Annotated in this window: 11 protein-coding genes and 1 pseudogene; 6 read left to right on the top strand and 6 right to left on the bottom strand. The window is 74.0% G+C overall.

The features are described 5' to 3' along the window. Positions 1-6 precede the first annotated feature (6 nt). Together HS048_RS08320 and HS048_RS08325 are read left to right on the top strand one after the other, a co-directional pair. The gene (locus HS048_RS08320) at positions 7-1,776 is read left to right on the top strand and encodes a GMC oxidoreductase (RefSeq protein WP_196466606.1); all 1,770 of its coding nucleotides are present in this window, start codon (positions 7-9) and stop codon (positions 1,774-1,776) included. A gap of 139 nt (positions 1,777-1,915) precedes the next feature. Then, positions 1,916-3,364, top strand: a complete 1,449-nt coding sequence (locus HS048_RS08325) for an aspartate aminotransferase family protein (protein WP_196466607.1) — start codon at positions 1,916-1,918, stop codon at positions 3,362-3,364. Here the strand turns inward: HS048_RS08325 and HS048_RS08330 are convergent. Both HS048_RS08330 and HS048_RS08335 read right to left on the bottom strand, forming a co-directional pair. Continuing rightward, on the bottom strand, positions 3,322-4,065 hold the full coding sequence (locus HS048_RS08330; RefSeq protein WP_196466608.1) for an N-acetyltransferase: 744 nt from the start codon (positions 4,063-4,065) through the stop codon (positions 3,322-3,324). The two genes, HS048_RS08325 and HS048_RS08330, sit on opposite strands and share 43 nt — an antisense overlap. 209 nt (positions 4,066-4,274) lie before the next feature. Then, on the bottom strand, positions 4,275-4,688 hold the full coding sequence (locus HS048_RS08335) for a helix-turn-helix domain-containing protein (RefSeq protein WP_068896603.1): 414 nt from the start codon (positions 4,686-4,688) through the stop codon (positions 4,275-4,277). A gap of 86 nt (positions 4,689-4,774) precedes the next feature. On the opposite strand from HS048_RS08335, the gene HS048_RS08340 reads away from it, so the two are divergent. Then, entirely contained in the window at positions 4,775-5,620 is an 846-nt protein-coding gene (locus tag HS048_RS08340; RefSeq protein WP_196466609.1) for an NAD(P)H-binding protein, read from the top strand. Between the two features lie 118 nt (positions 5,621-5,738). Here the strand turns inward: HS048_RS08340 and HS048_RS08345 are convergent, their stop codons facing one another. After that, a complete protein-coding gene (locus HS048_RS08345) occupies positions 5,739-6,809 on the bottom strand; it encodes a DNA alkylation repair protein (protein WP_196466610.1) in 1,071 nt (356 codons plus the stop codon). A 183-nt stretch (positions 6,810-6,992) separates the two neighbouring features. On the opposite strand from HS048_RS08345, the pseudogene HS048_RS08350 reads away from it, so the two are divergent. Then, a pseudogene (locus HS048_RS08350) lies at positions 6,993-8,180 on the top strand (DUF885 family protein); the annotation flags it as partial. On the opposite strand, the gene HS048_RS08355 reads toward HS048_RS08350, so the two are convergent. Together HS048_RS08355 and HS048_RS08360 are read right to left on the bottom strand one after the other, a co-directional pair. Continuing rightward, the gene (locus HS048_RS08355; RefSeq protein WP_196466611.1) at positions 8,181-11,861 is read right to left on the bottom strand and encodes a response regulator; all 3,681 of its coding nucleotides are present in this window, start codon (positions 11,859-11,861) and stop codon (positions 8,181-8,183) included. It abuts the pseudogene before it with no gap. 243 nt (positions 11,862-12,104) lie between these two features. Continuing rightward, positions 12,105-13,757 (bottom strand): glycosyltransferase family A protein, encoded by a 1,653-nt coding sequence (locus HS048_RS08360; protein WP_196466612.1) that lies wholly within the window; start codon positions 13,755-13,757, stop codon positions 12,105-12,107. 429 nt (positions 13,758-14,186) lie between these two features. Here HS048_RS08360 and guaA point away from each other — a divergent pair, with 429 nt between their 5' ends. Together guaA and HS048_RS08370 are read left to right on the top strand one after the other, a co-directional pair. Next, on the top strand, positions 14,187-15,743 hold the full coding sequence (gene guaA / locus HS048_RS08365; RefSeq protein ID WP_196467824.1) for a glutamine-hydrolyzing GMP synthase: 1,557 nt from the start codon (positions 14,187-14,189) through the stop codon (positions 15,741-15,743). A gap of 297 nt (positions 15,744-16,040) precedes the next feature. Next, on the top strand, positions 16,041-17,219 hold the full coding sequence (locus HS048_RS08370) for an acyltransferase (RefSeq protein ID WP_307832389.1): 1,179 nt from the start codon (positions 16,041-16,043) through the stop codon (positions 17,217-17,219). 26 nt (positions 17,220-17,245) lie between these two features. Here the strand turns inward: HS048_RS08370 and HS048_RS08375 are convergent, their stop codons facing one another. Continuing rightward, positions 17,246-18,100 carry a polysaccharide deacetylase family protein gene (locus HS048_RS08375; RefSeq protein WP_196466614.1) on the bottom strand — a complete coding sequence of 285 codons (855 nt, stop codon included), beginning with the start codon at positions 18,098-18,100 and terminating at the stop codon, positions 17,246-17,248. Between the last annotated feature and the right edge of the window lie 160 nt (positions 18,101-18,260).

Consider the following 18,260-nt stretch of genomic DNA (forward strand, 5'->3'; position numbering starts at 1 on the left):
CCCGGGGTGTTCGACTACGACGTGCTGGTGATCGGATCGGGGTTCGGCGGCAGCGTCACCGCGCTCCGCCTGACGGAGAAGGGCTACCGGGTCGGGGTCCTGGAGGCCGGGCGGCGCTTCGACGAGAGCACGCTGCCGAAGACCTCCTGGCGGGTCCGCGACTTCCTGTGGGCGCCCGCCCTGGGCATGAAGGGCATCCAGCGCATCCACGTGCTGCGCGGGAAGAAGGGCACCGGCGTCATGGTGCTGGCCGGCGCCGGGGTCGGCGGCGGCTCCCTGGTCTACGCCAACACCCTCTACGAGCCCCTGGACCCGTTCTTCGCCGACCCCCAGTGGGCGGGCATCACCGACTGGAAGGCCGAGCTGGGGCCGTACTACGACCAGGCCCGGCGGATGCTGGGCGTGGTGGAGAACCCGACCGTCACCCGCGCCGACGAGATCATGAAGAAGGTCGCCGAGCGGATGGGCGTGGGCGACAGCTTCCACCGGGCCCCGGTCGGCGTCTTCTTCGGCACGCCCGGCGCGGAGGCCGACGACCCGTACTTCGGCGGTGCCGGGCCGCGCCGCCGGGGCTGCACCGAGTGCGGCGAGTGCATGACCGGCTGCCGCCACGGCGCCAAGAACATGCTGACCAAGAACTACCTGTACCTCGCGGAGAAGGCCGGGGCCAGGGTCCACCCGGAGACCACGGTCACCTCGGTCCGCCCCCTGCGGCGGGACGGCGGGGCCGGCGGCGGGTCCGGTGGCGGTTACGCGGTCGAGGTGCGCAAGACGGGCGCGCCGTGGCGGCGCCGCAGGCTCACCGCCGGGCAGGTGGTCTTCGCCGCCGGGACGTACGGCACGCAGCGCCTGCTCCACCGGATGCGGGCCACCGGGGCGCTGCCCCGCCTGTCCGGCCGGCTCGGCGCCCTGACCAGGACCAACTCCGAGGCGCTGCTCGGCTTCGAGCGCCTGTCCGCCGAGGGCGACAAGCTCAACCGCGGCCTGGCGATCACCTCCTCCGTCCACCTCGACGCGCACACCCACATCGAGCCCGTCCGCTACGGCGACGGCTCCAACGCGATGGCGATGCTCCGCACCCTGCTGATCGACGGCGGGACCGACGGCGGGACCGGCGGCGCGGCCGGTGGCGGGACCGGCGGTGGCACGCCGCGCTGGCTGAGGTTCCTGGGAGAGGCGGCCCGGCGCCCGCACCTGCTGCCCAGGCTGTTCGACCACCGCAGGTGGTCCGAGCGCGCCCTCATCGCCCTCGTCATGCAGGCCAAGGACAACTCGATCACCCTGTCCCCGAGCCGCGGGCCGCTCGGAGGGTGGCGGCTCCGCTCCCGGCCGGGCCACGGCGAGCCCAACCCCACCTGGATCCCGGCCGGGCACGAGTTCGTCCGGCACGCGGCCGAGGAGATCGGCGGCATGCCCGGCGGCTCCTGGCTCGACCTGTTCGACATCCCCGCCACCGCGCACTTCCTCGGCGGCTGCGCCATCGGCGACTCGCCGGCCTCCGGGGTGATCGACCCCTACCACCGCGTCCACGGCCACGAGGGCCTGCACGTCGTCGACGGCTCCGCGGTCTCCGCCAACCCGGGCGTCAACCCCTCACTGACCATCACCGCGCAGGCCGAGCGCGCCATGGCCCTGTGGCCCAACAAGGGCGAACCCGATCCGCGCCCCGCTCCGGGCTCCGCCTACGTACGGCTGGCCCCCGTCGCACCGAAGAACCCCGTCGTCCCCGCCGCCGCCCCCGGCGCCCTGCGCCTGCCCATCGTCGGCATCACCTGACCGCCCGGCGGAGCGGCCCCCGCCCGTACGCCCCGCCCGCTCGCCCGAGTGAGGAGCGCGGAGTTCCGAGTGCGGAGCCCGGAGTCTCGAGCGCCGTCCCGCCCCGGGGCGCCGGACGACCGTCCGGCAGAATCCCCGTGTGATCTGGAACGTCGAGGAGTTCACCCGGGCCGCGGGCGCGACCGTCGAGCGGCTGGCCGCCTACGTGGACGAGAGCCAGCGCGGCCTGCCGCCCGTCATCGCCCGCCGCCCGCCGGGCGAACTGGCCGAGCGGCTCGGCCTGGCCCGGTGGATCCGCGAGGGCGGGATGACCCCGGACGACCACGCCGGGTTCCTGGCCGCCTACCTGGAGGAGGGGACCCGGCTGCACCACCCGGCCTCCCTCGGCCACCAGGTGGCCGCGCCCGACTTCCCCGCCGCCCTCGCCGACCTCGTCCACGGCGCGGCCAACAACCCGATGGCGGTCTACGAGATGGGCGCCGCGGCGGCGACCGTCGAACACGAGGTCGTGCGCTGGATGCTGGAGAAGGCCGGGTACGGCGCGGCGGGCGGCGGCGTGCTCACCCACGGCGGGTCGCTGGCCAACCTCACCGCGCTGCTGGCCGCGCGGGCGGCCGTCGCGCCGGACGCCTGGACCGGGGGCGTCCCCGGCGACCTCGCCCTGCTCGCCCCCGCGTCGGCGCACTACTCGCTCACCCGGGCCGCGGCGATCCTCGGCCTGGGCGAGCGGGCGGTCGTGCCGCTGGAGACCGACCCGCTCGGCCGGATCGACGTCGCGCGGCTGCCCGACGCCCTGGACCGGGTACGCCGGGCCGGGCGGCGGCCGATGGCCCTGGTGGCGAGCGCCTGCGCCACCGGGACCGGCCTCCACGACGATCTGCGCGGGATCGGGGAGTTCTGCGCCGAGCACGGCGTCCGCTTCCACGTGGACGGCGCCCACGGGATGTCGGCGCTGCTCAGCGACGAGCACCGGCACCGGCTCGACGGGGTGGAGCTGGCCGACTCGCTGATCTGGGACGCGCACAAGATGCTGCGCACCTCCAGCCTGGCCGCCGCCGTACTGACCCGGCGCGGGAGCGACCTGGACGCGGCCTTCCGCCAGGAGGCGAGCTACCTGTTCTACGGTGACCCCCACGGCGACGGCGACTCCGGCGGCCGGGACTCCGGCGCCCGCGGCGGCCGGGGCATCGACTCGATCGGCCGGACCGTGGAGTGCAGCAAGGCCGAGCTGGGCCTGAAGGTCTTCCTCAACCTGGCCTGGCGGGGTGAGCGCGGCCTCGGCGACTACGTCGCACGGCAGTACGCCACCGCCCGCCGCCTCTGGGAACTGGGCCGGGAGCGGCCCGGTTTCACGTTCCCGTACGAGCCGGAGAGCAACATCGTCTGCTTCCGGTACGGCACCGGCGACCAGCTGGAGATCCGCGAGCGGCTGATGGCCGAGGGCTCCTTCCACCTGACCTCCGCCGAGATCGGCGGCGTCCGCCACCTGCGCGCGACCGTCATGGCCCCGGCCACCGACGACAAGACCCTGGAGTCACTGCTCGATCAGGTCAGCGGGTGCCGTACCCAGACGTTCGGCTCGACGTAGACGGCGTGGTCCTGCTCGGTGTCGCAGTGGACCGGGACCAGGGCGCCGGGCACCTCGACGGGGCCGGCCGCGTCGAAGGGCAGGCCGGTCCACTCGCGCCACTCGGCGAGCGTGCCGGAGACCGTCATCGACCGGGGCGCCACCTTGACGATCTCGCCGCCCGCCCGGACGTGCACCCGCAGCCACGGGTCGGCCGGGAGCCCGTCGGGCCGGGTCCGCGCGGCGTACTCCGCCATCGGGGTGCGCGGCTCCAGGTGCTTGGCGTTGGGCCGCACCGGGGCGATCAGCTCGGTGAAGCCCCGGCCGGCGGCGTTGTCCCGGAGCGCGCCCAGCATGATCGGGGACAGGCCGGTGCCGAGCAGGTCCCTGCGGACCGTGATCTCCAGCGCGGAGACCGCGGTGGCCACCTCGCCCAGTCTCCGGGTGTGCCAGGCCCACAGGATCACGGAGTCCCAGCCCCCGTCCGGCAGCTCCTCCCGGCGGGGGACGAAGGGCACGCTGAACGCCTTGGCCACGATCCGCCCGGGCTCGGCGTCGTCGTCGGCGACCAGGACGAACTCCGGGTAGCGGCTCGTGCAGACCTCGTAGTAGAGGTTCGCCAGCGGGTCGCGCATCATGAACTCCGGCCAGGAGTTCTCCATCGACCACATGGCGTCGGCGAGTTCCGGGCGTTCGGCGAGGGTGGTGATCCGCAGGGTCATCCGGACATCGTCCCAGTCCGGTTCCGCCCGTTGCGAGAGTTTTGCGGGCCTGTCTCCCGTGGGCCCCTGCGGTCCGCTCCTCGCCGAGGACTCGCCGCGGTCCTCGCCGAGGACTCCCGGGGGGCTTCCCGAGGACTCCTCACGGTCTTTCCGAGGTCTTCTCCGGGGTGGCTCGCGGACGCTTCGGCGAGGCGCCCCGGCAGGGCGCCTCAGTGGACGCCGGAGCCGGGGTTCGCGGCGTCCCACGCGCGCCGGGAGGCGGCGATGCCCTCGCGGTGCTCGGCCGACCAGTCCGCCAGGGCCCTGACCAGGTGGGTGAGGCTGTGGCCGGTGGGCGTCAGCTCGTACTCCACCTGCGGGGGGACCGTGGCGTGGACCGTCCGGGAGACCAGGCCGTCGCGCTCCAGGCGGCGGACGGTCAGGGTGAGCATGCGCTGCGAGATGCCGGGAACCGCCCGCTGGAGCTGCCGGAACCGGCGCACGCCCTGGGCCAGTTCCACGATCACCAGGACCGACCACTTGTCCCCGATCCGGTCGAGGACCTCGCGGATGCCGCAGTCCTCGTGCTCGCCGCCGCAGGAGACGACCGGCTCCGTGGTTACCCCGCTGTGCCCCACTGACATCGAAGTGCCTCCTTATGTGATCCGTTCCGGTTTCCGATGATGGTCCTGGTTACCGGAAATAACCACTCGATCGAGGAGGAAATCGCATGATCCTTGTCACCGGCGCGTCGGGCGCCCTGGGAAGGCTCGTCATCGAGCATCTGGCCGCTCGTCCGGCAGAGGCGCCGGACGTCGTCGCGGGCACCAGGAATCCGGAGCGCGTCCCGGCGGGGGTGCCGGTGCGCCGGATCGACTTCGACGACCCGGCCTCACTGGCGGGCGGTTTCGACGGGGTGGACACGCTGCTGCTCGTCTCCGCGGGATACGGCGAGGACGACGCCGTCATCGCCCGGCACGGCGCCGCGATCGACGCCGCCGAGAAGGCCGGGGTCGGGCACATCGTCTACACCAGCCTCAGCGCCGCCGGGGACCACCTGCCCTACGCGCTCGCGCACCGCTGGACCGAGCGCAGGCTCCGTTCGGGTACGGCGGGCTGGACGATCCTGCGCAACGGCCTGTACGCGGAACTGCTCGCCACGCTCACCCCGGTCGTGGACGGCGCGATCACCGCGCCCCTGGGGGACGGGCGGCTGGCCGCGGTCGCCCGGGAGGACCTCGCCGAGGCCGCCGCACTGGTGGCCGCCGACGCCGCGGCGCGCGCGGGCCGGATCTGCGAACTGGTCGGCGAGGAGGCCGTCGGCGGGGCCGACCTCGCCCGGGCCCGTTCGGCGGCCACCGGGACCGCCGTCGCCTACGAGCCCGGCACCCTCGCCCAGGCCCGGGAGGCCTTCACCGCCCTCGGGCTGGCGCCCTTCCAGGTCCCGATGCTGGTGGGCACCTACTCCGCCGTCGCGGGCGGCTTCCTGTCGGGGACCGGAGGCGAGCTGCGCGATCTGCTCGGCCGCGCCCCGCGCTCCGCCCTGGAGATCGCCGCCGCGTCCCAGCCCGGCTGACGGGGACGGCAGCGGGGAAGAGCGCGGCTCACGGTCCGGTCGGGCGGCGGGGACGGGTCACGGCCGGTCGGGCGGCGGGGACGAGTGACCGCCGGATCGGTCGGGCGGCGGGGGCGGGTCACGAGCCGGTCAGGGTGAAGGGGGCGCTCGCCCGGACGGCGCCGTTGACGACGATCTCCAGGACGCGCGGGCCGGGCGGCTCGGTCCGGGTCGTCACGGGCCGGAACGAGTGGGACCTGGACACCGTGATCTCCTGGCCGGCGGCGGCGACCGTGCGCTCGCCGAGGTGGAACACGCGGCGCGAGCCGTCGCGCCGGACGGCGTACTTGAGCACGAGCGGGCCGGGGGCGTCCGCGGAGACGGTGACCGTGAAGCGCAGCCGGTCACCGACGGCCACCCGGTCGGCGTCCAGGACCAGCGCCCGGACCGAGCCGCCGCCCGGGGCGGCGCCCACGAGCTCCAGCGCGCCGGGGTGACCGGTGCGCAGCAGGCCGCGCACCGCGTGGCGCAGCACCCTCTCGACGTGCGAGCCGCCCTCGGAGCGCCAGCGGGCGAGCAGCCCGACCGCGACCTCCGGGTGGTCCTTGGCGATGTCGTTGACGTGGTTGGCCACCGAGCGGCGGACGTACTCGCTGGGGTCGTCGCGGAGCCGGTCGAGGATCGGCAGCGCCGGTCCGGGCTCCATCAGCCACGGCACCCGGGAACCCCAGGGCAGCCGGGGGCGCGACCCCTCCGACGCCAGCCGGCGCAGGTGCTCGTCGTCCGACTCCGCCCAGCCGTACATGATCTTCATGGCGTCGCCGCGGTGCCGGTCGAGGTAGGGGCGGACGGCGAACTCCCCGGTGGCGTACGGGGTGAGCGCGGCGAGCGCGGTCATCGCCTCGTCGAGGTGGTCGTGGCCGTGCACCGCGATGTACTCGGTGGCGGGCCAGCCGCTCCACATGTCCAGCCGGACGCGGGCCGCGCTCTCCCGCAGGATCTCCGCGGCGCGGGGGAACCCCGGCGGCAGCGCGGCGCCGAGCGCCCGCGCGACGTGCCGGACGCGCTCCTTGAGCTCCAGGCCGTCCAGCCCGGCGGACGCCTCCGCGACGAACCGGTCCCGGGGGAACGCCGCCCAGACCGCCGCCACGCCGTCGGCGAGCACGCCCGCCGAAGCGGGGTTGATCATCTCCTTGAGAGGTTGCGCCATGGCGGTACGGTGCCAGACGCCACCGACATCCCACCGGCGGCGTGCGGACCTCGCGGTTCCGTCGTGGCCGGGGAGGGGACGACGGGAGGCGCGGGCTCTCTGTGGACGAGGGGCGGCGGACCTTCCGCGATCGTCCCGGCCGGAGCGGGCCGTCGCGAGGCGCCGTGGGATAGCGTCAGCCGCATGAGCGAACTCGACTCCCGCCTGCGGGCGGTGTGCGACCTGTCCGTGGCCGGTGTCCGGGAGATGGCCGGCCGGCACGAGTACGACGGGCGGATCCAGGACCTCTCGCCCGAGGGCGTGCGCGCCGGGCTGGCCGCGCTGGGCCGGGGACCGCTCCCGGACGACCCCTACGACGCCGCCCACCTGGAGATCTTCGAGGAGCACGCCCGGGTCGCGTACGGCGAACTGGAGCTGTACCGGCGCAGTCCCATGGAGCACCTGGAGAGCCTCGATCTGGCCTGCTACGACCGGGAGTACGCCCCGGCGGAGGAGCGGGCCGCGGCCCGGCTGGCCCACCTGGCCCGCTGGCCCGAGGCGGTGGACAACGCGATCGCCGCGCTCGACCGGCTGAGCGCGCCGGTCGCCACCGCGCTGCTCGGCACCGTCCGGGGCCTGGCCGCCGGGGTGCCGCGGCACGGTGTCGACGACGCGGTGCGGGAGGCGGCGCTCAAGGCGCACGCCCGCCTGGCCGAGCACGTCGAGGAGGCCGCGCGCGCCGGAGACCCCGACGCCTCCCTCGGGGCCGACGGCCTGGCCCGGCTGATGGGCGCGGGCGAGGGCCTCACGGTGGACCTGGGCCGGCTCGCCGGGCGGGCCGACGCCGAGCGCGACCGGCTGATGGCGCGGCTGGCCGAGTCGTGCGCGAAGCTGGGGCGCGGGGACCGGCCGCCGCTGGACGTCTGCCGCGAGCTGGTCCGCGACCACCCCGGCATCGACGGCGTGATCGACGCCGCCCGGGAGGGCACCGAGCGGGCGATCGCCTTCACCCGGGAGAAGGACCTGGTGCCCTACCACGACGGCGAGTGCCTGGTCGGCCTGGCGCCCGAGTCGCGCCGCTGGGCCATGGCGATGATCAGCTGGGCCGCGCCCGGCGAGCCCGAGAGCCCGTCCTGGTACCACATCACCCCGCCCGACCCCTCCTGGCCGGAGCAGGAGATCGAGGAGTGGCTGGAGGTCTTCAGCGCCACCACGCTGCCCGCGATCAACGTGCACGAGGTCGCCCCCGGGCACTTCTCGCACGGCCGGGCCCTGCGCCGCGCGTCCTCCGACGTGCGCCGGACGCTGATGTCGCTGGCGTTCTGCGAGGGCTGGGCGCACTACGCCGAGGAACTCTGCGTCGAGGAGGGCTTCGCCCCGGACGACGACCGCTCAGTGCCCGGACGACGCCAGTGTGGCGACCAGCGCGCGGGAGGTGGCGTCGGCCTGGCGGGCCACGGTGCCGGCCAGTGCCGCGGCGGTGTCGGCGTCGCCGGCGTTGGCGGCCTCCTCCAGGGTGGTGCAGGTCGCCGAGAGCCGCCGCCCGGCGAAGGCGGCGCTGCTGCCCCGGAGCTTGTGGGCGAGCCGGGCCAGCTCCCGCAGGTCCCTGCGGTCGGCCGCGTCGACGATGGCGGCACTGGCCGCCGAGGCGTTGTGCAGGTAGGACGGGAGGAACTTCTCGGTGAGCTTGGGCCCGATGTCGCGCAGCTCGTCGAGCACGTCCGGATCGAGCAGGTCCTCGGCGTCGGCGGGGTCTCCGGACCCGGCGGCCGGAGCCTCCGGTTCCGCGGCGGCGCCGCCGTGCCGTGCGGCCGGGACGACCGGGTGCTCCGGTTCGCTGGGGCGTGCGGCCGGGACGACCGGGTGCTCCGGTCCGCCGCCCGTGCCGCCGGTGCCGTCCGTACTGCCCGTGCCGCCGGTACGTCCGGCCAGGGCCGTGCGCAGTACGGCGTCGAGCTGCTGCCTGCGCAGCGGCTTGGTGAGGAACGCGTCCATGCCGGCCGCCAGGCAGCGCTGTTCGTCGGAGGCCAGGGCGGAGGCGGTCAGCGCGATGACCGGGACGGTGCTCAGCGGGGCCGGCAGCAGCCGGATCCGCTCGGTGGCCTGGTAGCCGTCGAGACGCGGCATCTGGCAGTCCATGAGCACGGCGTCGTACCGGCCCGCCCGCAGCAGGCGCAGCGCCTCCTCGCCGTCTCCGGCGACGTCGGCGGCATAGCCGAGGCCCGCGAGCATCTCCACGACGACCTGCTGGTTGACCTCGTTGTCCTCGGCCACCAGGATCCGGAGGCCGTTCCCGCCCGCGCGGTCCACCGCGGACGGCGCGCCCGGCACCGACGGAGCGGACGGAGTGGACGGCGCGGCCTCCGGAGCCGGGACCGCGCCCGATCCCGCGGCGCCGGCCGTACCCGTGGGGGCAGCCGTGCCCGTGGGAGCGGGTCCGCGGCCGAGCAGCTGCAGCAGCCCGCCGCGCAGCTGGGCGGCGCGCACCGGCTTCGTCAGGTACACCTCGATGCCGCACTCCCGGGCCGCCTGCGCCTCGCCGGCCTGGTTGGTGGAGGTCAGCATGGCCAGCCGGGTGCCGTCCAGGGCGGGGTCGGCGACGATGGCTCGGGCCAGCCGCAGGCCGTCGAGGTCGGGCATGCGCATGTCGAGCAGGGCGACGGTGAACGGGTCGCCCGCTTCGGCGGCCTCGCGCAGGACGGCCAGGGCGCTGCGGGCGTCCGGCGCGCTGTGCGCCCGCACGCCCCAGCCGGCGAGCAGGTCCCTGACCACCCGGCGGTTGGTGAGGTTGTCGTCGACCACCAGCACCCGCACCCCCGTCAGGTCCGCGGCGGGGTGCTGCGGCACGGCCGGCAGCGCGGCCGCGCCGGGCAGCGGCAGGGTGAAGTAGAAGCGGCTGCCCTCGCCGGCCGTGCTGGACAGGCCGATCGTGCCGTCCATCAGCTCGACGAGCTGGCGGCTGATGGTCAGGCCCAGGCCGGTGCCGCCGTAGCGGCGGGTGGTGGAGGTGTCGGCCTGGGTGAAGGCGTCGAACAGGCCGTCCTGCCGGTCGGCGGGGATGCCGATCCCGGTGTCGGTGACGGCGAAGAGCACCTGCCGGATCCCGGAGCCGTCCTCGGCGGGGCCGACCCCGACCTCGACGACGACCTCGCCGCGCTCGGTGAACTTGACGGCGTTGGAGACCAGGTTGGTCAGCACCTGCCGGATGCGGTGCACGTCGCCGCGGAGCGCCGGCGGGATGGCCGGGTTCACGGCCGCGGCGATCTCCAGGCCCTTGGCCTGCGCCGGAGCGGCCATCAGGCTGACCACGTCCTCGACCAGCAGCCGCGCGTCGAAGTCGACGGGGTCGATGTCGAGCTTGCCCGCCTCGATCTTGGAGAAGTCGAGGATGTCGTTGATCACGTTGAGCAGCGCGTCGGCGGAGCTCTGCACCGTGTTCAGGTAGTCGCGCTGCCGGTCGTCGAGTCCGGTGTCCAGCAGCAGGGTGGTCATGCCGATGACGCCGTTCAGCGGGGTGCGGATCTCGTGGCTCATGTTGGCCACGAACTCCGACTTCATCCGCGAGGCCGTCAGCGCCTCGTCGCGGGCCGCGGCCAGTTCGGCGTCGGCGCGCCGGTGCTCGGTGACGTCGCGGATGAACGCGTTGAAGGTCACGCCGTCGTCGGTGGAGGACGACCACACGGTCATCTCGGCGGGGAAGACCGTGCCGTCGTGGCGGAGGGCGTCGAGCTGCACGTAGCTGCCCGTCGCGGGCAGCGCGCCGCCGGCGAGCGCCCGCGCGAGCGCCGCGGAGTGGTAGGCGCGCTGCCCCTCGGGGATCGTGAGCTCGACCGGATTCCGGCCCAGCGCCTCCTCGGCCGACCAGCCGAAGGTCGCCTCCGCCCGGCGGTTCCACCGGATGATCCGGCTGTTGCGGTCGACGACGAGGAACGCCTCGCCGGCCGCGTCGAGGATGGCGCCGACCTGCTCCTCCCGCCGGACCAGGTCGGCCTCGGCGAACCGGCGGCGGCGCTCGGCGTACGCCGTCAGCACCAGCCCGCCCATCAGCATCTGCGTCAGCGCCAGGGCGGCGGCCGTCATCCGCCCGGCGAAGGCGTCCGCGGGGGCGAAGGCCTCGGCGGTCGGGATCTCGGCGCTCACCGCCCAGCCCAGCTCGGGGAGGGGCCGGTAGGCCACCTCCCGGTACGCGCCGCCCTCCAGCCGCCGCCCGGTCCCGCTGCCTCCGGCCAGCGCGGCCCAGACGTGCTCGTCTCGGGTGCCCATGAGCAGCCCGGACCCGTCGTCGCCGCCGGACAGCAGGGTGCCCTTCTGATCGGCCAGCGTCAGCCGTACCTGCTGCACGCCGGCCAGCCGGTCGGTGAACGCGGTCAGGACCTGCACGGGGTAGCCCGCGGCGACGACTCCGACGATCCGGCCCTCGCCGTCCTTCACCGGCGCGGCGACCGCCACCACGCGGTGGTCGTCCGCCGCCGAGGTGGCGAACGCCTCCGACACGTACGGCCTGCCGGTCCGCAGCACGCCCTGGAAGTAGTCGCGGCCGGAGAAGTCCGTCCCGGTGACCGGGGAGGACGGGCTGATCGCCAGCAGCGTGCCGGAGCCGTCCAGCGCCCACGCGCCGAAGAGCGACGGGTCGTGCGCCTGCAGCTCCGCCAGGTGCCGGTCGAGGTCGCCGCCGGCGGTCATGGCCTTCCTCAGCGACGGCCGCTGGGCGTAGGAGGAGACCAGCTCCCGCGTCGCGTTCATCCGGCTGCCGATGTAGCCGGCGCTGACGTCGGCGCCGGTCACCAGCCGCCGCTCGACCTCGGCGCGCACCGCGCCGGTGTTCTCCTGCACCGACAGGTAGGCCAGCCCGGCCAGGGGCAGGAGGACCAGCAGCACGACGCCGGCGGTCAGCGACAGGATCGAGTTGCGCAGCGCCGTCCGGGCGGGGGCGTGAGCGAGGGTGCGCCGGGCCGAGACGACGACGTGCGCCAGCGCGAGTGCGGTGAGCGCGAGCGAGACCACGGCGGCCGGGAGGAGGTGCTCGGAGGAGGACTGCACCGCCCGCACCACGGGCAGCGTCCCCAGCGCCACCAGAACGAGGATCAACGGCAGTCGGAGAAAACGCCTCATCGGCCAGGGCCCCCTGCGCTCGTCGGCTGTCATCGCGTTCCCATCGGCGGGGACGGACCGGCCTTGAGGGATGCCGGGAGACGACTCGCCGAAGGGAACGACTCGCCGACGGGCGCGGGTCGCCGAAGGGAACGACTCACCGGCGGGTACGGGTCGCCGAAGGGAACGACTCGCCGGCGGGCGCGGGTCACCGGCGGATACGACTCACCGGCGGGCGCGGGTCACCCCGACCATCCGGAGCCCTTTCCCGACGGCCCGGCGCAGCCGCTGCGCCGACGCGCGTTCGACCCGCTCCACCCGGCGTTCGCGCGCTTTGCGCTTCCAGCGCCGTGCCTGGCCCTCCCACTTCTCCGCCCGATCCCGCCAGTACTCCACCTGGGAGGCGAGCGCCGCCGCGGAGGCGGAGGTCTCGTCACCGGGGGGGAGGATCCCCCACTTGCGGCCGTCCTCCCAGAGCGTGCCGGAGACCTGGTGGATCGCCTCCTCCAGGCTGTCTCCCGGCTCGACGAGCAACCGCGCGCGACTGACCGCGGACGTCCGCTCCAGCCTGGCCGTGGTCAGCTCCTCGTGCTCGTCCAGCACCAGCGAGACCAGCCCCGCGGTCTCGTCGTCGGCGAACTTCACCAGCCGTACCAGGGAGTCGGGGGCGGGCACCCAGCCGGCCGGGCACTCGAACCGGAACGGCACGGGGAAGGCGCTCTCCGCGGCCTTCCGTACGAACCGGACACGGTTCTCCCCCCGGAAGGTCTCCCTGATCAGCCGGAGGTCGAGCATCGGGTCGTCCAGCGGGGGGCGGCGCTCGTCGGTGAGCAGGTGCCAGGGACCGGTCAGGACGACGGACACGTCGGCCATCCATCCCGACAGGAGGCCGTTGACGGTCGCCCGCACCTCCTCCAGCGTGCGGCCCTCGGCGTCGACCACCGCCTCGACCGTCGGCACGAGGTACTGCCGGCTGGAGGTCTTCGCCTTCCGCTCCAGGAAGCCCGGGATCCGCTCGTTCATGTACGGCCGGGTGTACCGCGTGACCTCGTCCCGGCGGCGCATCACGGTGGACTCGCCGAGATGGCGGCAGCGCGACTCCCGGTCGCCGACGAAGACCGCGCCGGCCTGGGCGAGCCGGTATCCGATCTCGGTGTCCGACCCCCGGCGCAGCGAGGTGTCCATGCCGCCCGCCCGCAGGTACAGCTCCTTCGGCATGGACGCGGTGGCGCTCACGAGAAGGCGCCAGGCGGCCAGGCCGGCCTGGCGCAGATCGCCGGTGCGGTCCCACTTCGCCTCGGTCCACTGGGGCACGCCGTCGTCGCCGAAGAGCTTGTCCACGGTCCCCGCGGTCACGGCGGCGTGCACCTCCAGGGGGCTGATGCTGCCCGGGGCGTACTCGTTGAACCGCAGGTTGCCCAGGAGCACCAGGTAGTCGGCCAGGTGGTGCCAGCGCATCTGGGCCTCGACGTGCTCGGGGAAGAGCACCAGGTCGGCGTCGACCCGGTGCACGATCTCGCCGTCCGCGACCTTGACCCCGCTGTGGAAGGCGTTGGCGATGCCCCAGCCGGGCTCGGGCCGGACGACCCGGGTGTTCTCCGGAACCAGGTCGGGCAGGCGCAACGGCGCCTCCCCCTCGCCCTCGCCGTCGTCGACGACGACGACTTCGAGCAGGTGACCCGGGTAGCTCTGACCGGCGAGGCTGGCGAGGGTGAGGGACAGGGTCTCCTCGCACCGGTACGCCGGGATCACGACGCTCACGCTGCGCCGGGGCGTCCACGCACCCAGTTCCGGGGGGGTCAGGCAGCCGAAGTCGTTCAGCCGGATCCGCGGTCTCGGTATCCCGGTCGCCGGTGCGCTCGCAGCGTACACGTCCATCACTCGTCCTTTTCTCGCGGCGGCGTTGTCGTTCGCGGTGCGACGCTTCGCGTCGGGAGAGGACCCTCCTGCTCCGTCAGCGGGTGCGTGGGACTCCCCGCCCTGCCGATGCCCGTAGCCGGCGGCCCCCCCGGATCGCTGCGAAGGAACGTCGGAGACGCAACGGGGATCACCTCGGTTGGAATCTAGCCACGCCCCCACCCGGAAACCGCTCGTTGGCGCCGCCTTTACCGCGGCCGGGCCCGTGTTTAACCAGCGGGCCCGTGCTCGACCAGCGGGCCTGTGCTCGACCAGCGGGCCTGTGCTCGACCAGCGGGACGGCGTCCGCCCGCCCGGCCGCTCCCGGTCCCCGGCGCAGGACCGGTCGCCGATAGACTGGACTCACCGCTGTGGTTTCCTTTGGGGGTCTTGGTGTCAGAGTTCGACCCGTTGTCCGACCCGTTGTTCGACACCGTCCTGGTCGTCGACTTCGGCGCGCAGTACGCGCAGCTGATCGCGCGGCGGGTGCGCGAGTGCCACGTCTACTCCGAGATCGTCCCCTCGACGATGCCGGTGGAGGAGATGATGGCCAAGAAGCCCAAGGCCATCATCCTGTCGGGCGGGCCCTCGTCGGTCTACGCCGAAGGCGCGCCCCCGGTTCCCCGGGGCCTGTTCGAGACCGGCGTGCCGACCTTCGGCATCTGCTACGGCTTCCAGGTCATGGCGCAGGCGCTCGGCGGCACCGTGGCCAGGACCGGCGTCGCGGAGTACGGCGGGACCCGGCTGGAGGTGTCGCGGGAGGGCGTGCTCTTCGCGGGCCTGCCCGCCGAGCAGTCGGTCTGGATGTCCCACGGCGACAGCGTCTCCGCGGCCCCCGAGGGCTTCGACGTCACCGCGTTCACCCCCGAGACCCCGGTCGCGGCCTTCGAGCACCCGGTCAAGGGCCTGTACGGCGTGCAGTTCCACCCCGAGGTGCTCCACTCCGAGCACGGCCAGAGCGTGCTCAAGCACTTCCTCGACGCGGCCGGCTGCCGCCCCTCCTGGACGATGCTCAACATCGTCGAGGAGGCCGTGGAGGCGGTCCGCGCCCAGATCGGCCCCGAGGGCCGCGCGATCTGCGGCCTGTCCGGCGGGGTGGACTCCGCGGTCGCCGCGGCGATCGTGCAGCGGGCCATCGGCGACCGGCTGACCTGCGTCTTCGTCGACCACGGACTGCTGCGCAAGGGTGAGGCCGAGCAGGTCGAGCGCGACTTCGTCGCCGCCACCGGCGTCAAGCTCCGCGTCGTCGACGCCGCCGACCGCTTCCTCAAGGCGCTCGACGGGGTCACCGACCCCGAGGAGAAGCGCAAGATCATCGGCAGGGAGTTCATCCGGGTCTTCGAGGACGAGCAGCGCGCCATCATCGCCGACGGCCCGGTCGACTTCCTGGTGCAGGGCACCCTCTACCCGGACGTCGTCGAGTCCGGCGGCGGCACCGGCACCGCCAACATCAAGTCCCACCACAACGTCGGAGGGCTCCCCGACGACCTGCAGTTCCAGCTGGTCGAGCCGCTCCGCGCGCTCTTCAAGGACGAGGTCCGCCGCGCGGGCGAGGAGCTCGGCCTGCCCGCCGCCATGGTCTGGCGCCAGCCGTTCCCCGGCCCCGGGCTCGGCATCCGCATCGTGGGCGCGGTCAGCCGCGAGCGCCTGGAGATCCTGCGCGAGGCCGACGCCATCGCCCGCGAGGAGCTCTCCCGGGCCGGGCTCGACCGGGAGATCTGGCAGTGCCCGGTGGTGCTGCTCGCCGACGTGCGCTCGGTGGGCGTCCAGGGCGACGGCCGCACCTACGGGCACCCGGTCGTGCTGCGCCCGGTCTCCAGCGAGGACGCGATGACCGCCGACTGGTCCCGCGTGCCGTACGACGTGCTGGCCCGCATCTCCACCCGGATCACCAACGAGGTCCGCGAGGTCAACCGCGTGGTGCTGGACGTGACGAGCAAGCCGCCGGGCACCATCGAGTGGGAGTAGCCGGCGTGCGGCGGCGGCCCCGGAGGAGATCCTCCGGGGCCGCCGGCCCCCCCGGGGGGGGGGCGCGCGGGGGGGGGGGGGCCCCCGGGCCGCCCCCCCCGGGGCCCCGCCGCCGCGTCCGGGGTGGTCCCGGGGCGATCGTCCGTCACCGGACGGCTCGCCGTACCGGAGACGGTTCAGGGACGATCGTCCGTCACCGGACGCCTCGCCGTACCGGGGGCGGTTCAGGGGCGATCGTCCGTCACTAAATGGGGATAACTCCCTTTACCGGATGAGATGCCCGGTATGTTGGGGCGGGTGTCGACGACCGCTGCCAGCACCCGGACCGCCCGCCCCGGCACCTCCACCCGGCTGGCCTGGCTGGACGCGCTGCGCGGGCTCGGCGCGACGGCGGTGCTGCTGGAGCACGCGCTGCCCTGGTTCATGCCGCAGCTGCGACCCTACTGGTTCAGCCTGGGGCTGTACGGAATCCTGGTGTTCTTCATGGTGAGCGGGTACATCATCCCGGTCTCGCTGGAGGGCCGCGGGGACGTCCGGGCCTTCTGGATCAGCCGGTTCTTCCGCCTCTACCCGATCTACCTGCTGGTCGCGGCCGGGGTCCTGGTGATGGCCTTCTGGCTGCCGGTCCGCCAGGAGGTGCCGCGCGACGTCGCCTCGGTCTCCGCGCACCTGACGATGCTGCTGGACGTGGTCCACCTGGGCGGCCTGGCCGACACCATGTGGACGCTCTCCTACGAGATGGTCTTCTACCTGCTGGTCACCGCCCTGTTCGTGTACGGCCTGCACCGCAGGAGCGGGACGCTCGCCGTGGGGTTCGGCGCGGTCGCGGTAGGGACGGGGCTGGTGCTCACCGCGCCGCTGCTGACGGGCTTCTGGCCCGCCTACGTCTCGGGGGTGGTGTTCGCCGCGGGCATGGTCTGCCTGGTCACCGGGAGGCTGCGCAGGACGGCCGCCTGCGTGCTCGGGGTGATGGCCGTGGTGCTGCTGCTCTTCGCCGGCTTCGTGCCGTGGTTCGGGGCGGCGATCCTCGCGGTGATGTTCACCGGGACCGCGGTCCGCCGCTGGGAGCAGGGCACCGGCACCCTCTGGCCGGTGGCCGCCGCGACCGCGCTGGTGGCGGCGGCCCCGGTCTGGGCGGAGCAGGCGGGCTGGTGGTGGGTCCGGCCGGGGGTGTGGACGACCACGATCGCCCTGGCCGGGGCGACGTTCGCGGGCGCGATGGCCCTGCGCGGGCGCCGCCTGCCGCGCTTCCTGGTCTGGCTCGGCCTGGTCAGCTACTCGGTCTACCTGCTGCACCACCCGCTGCTCCGGCTGACGCACGCCGTGGTGGGGGACACGCGGTCCATGCCGCCCGCCGTACAGGCGGCGGTGACGGCGGGATTCGTCGCGGCGGTGCTGGGCCTGAGCCGGCTCACCTACCGCTACGTCGAGCTGCCGATGCAGAACCTGGGCAGGCGGCTCGCCCGCAGGCCGTAGCGATCCCGCGGGCGGCCGGTGGCGGCTCAGTTGCCGTCTTCGGGGGACTGCGCGAAGTCGTCCGGGTCGCCGGTGGGCGAGTCGGCGGACAGGTCCTTGTCCTGGGCGGCGGCCGCGGGGAAGACGTCGGCCGGCTTCAGGGTCTTGAAACCGGGCAGCGAGGAGACCGCCACGACGTGGTAGCCCTGCTTCTTCAGCTCGGTGAGGAGCTTGGGCATGACCGTGACGGTCTGGGCGACCCAGTCGTGCATGAGGATGACGCCGTCGCGCTTGGCGTTCTTGAGGACCTCGTCGTAGATGGCCTTCTCGTTCTTGGTCGCCCAGTCGCGGGAACCGCCGTTCCACAGGACGATCGGCATCTTCATCTCGGCGGCGACGGTCTTGGTGTCGTCGTCGAGCAGGCCGTACGGCGGGCGGATCGTCGTCGGGTACCTGCCGGTGGCCTTCTTGACGACGTCCTGGGTCTTCTTGAGCTCCTCGCGGATCTTCTCGATGGAGCTCTCGGTGAACTTCGGGTGGGTGTAGCTGTGGTTGCCGATGTCGTGGCCCTCGGTGACCATCAGCTTGGCGAACGCGGGACGCGACTTCACGTACTGGCCCTCGAGGAAGAACGTCGCCTTGGCGTTGTGCTTCTTCAGGGTGGCGAGCAGCTTGTCGGCGTACTTGCCGGGACCGTCGTCGAAGGTCAGCGCGATGCACTTGACCTTCGTGCAGTCCACCGGCTTGGGCGCGGGGGTGGGCTTCGCCGTCGGCTTGGCCGTGGCCGTCGGCTTGGGGGTGGGGGTCGGCTTGTGCTGCTCCGCGCTCCACGCGGTGGTCGGTGCGGACAGCAGGCCCAGGGCGCAGCTGCCCGCTAGGACGATTCGGGTGGAGGACTTCATGAGGGGGACTCCGAGAGTTGCGGATGAGGCTGTCGGTATAGAAAACGTATCGTAGATAGACAATCGCCCCAAGGTGCCCGGATCGGCTCACCTGTCAGCCGATGGTCAGGTTCCTCTGAGCTTCCTCCCAGCCTCCCGCCCGTCCCCGCCGACCCGCTCC

Origin of the sequence: Planomonospora sp. ID91781 (assembly GCF_015711595.1) — a bacterium.
GTDB lineage: Bacteria > Actinomycetota > Actinomycetes > Streptosporangiales > Streptosporangiaceae > Planomonospora > Planomonospora parontospora.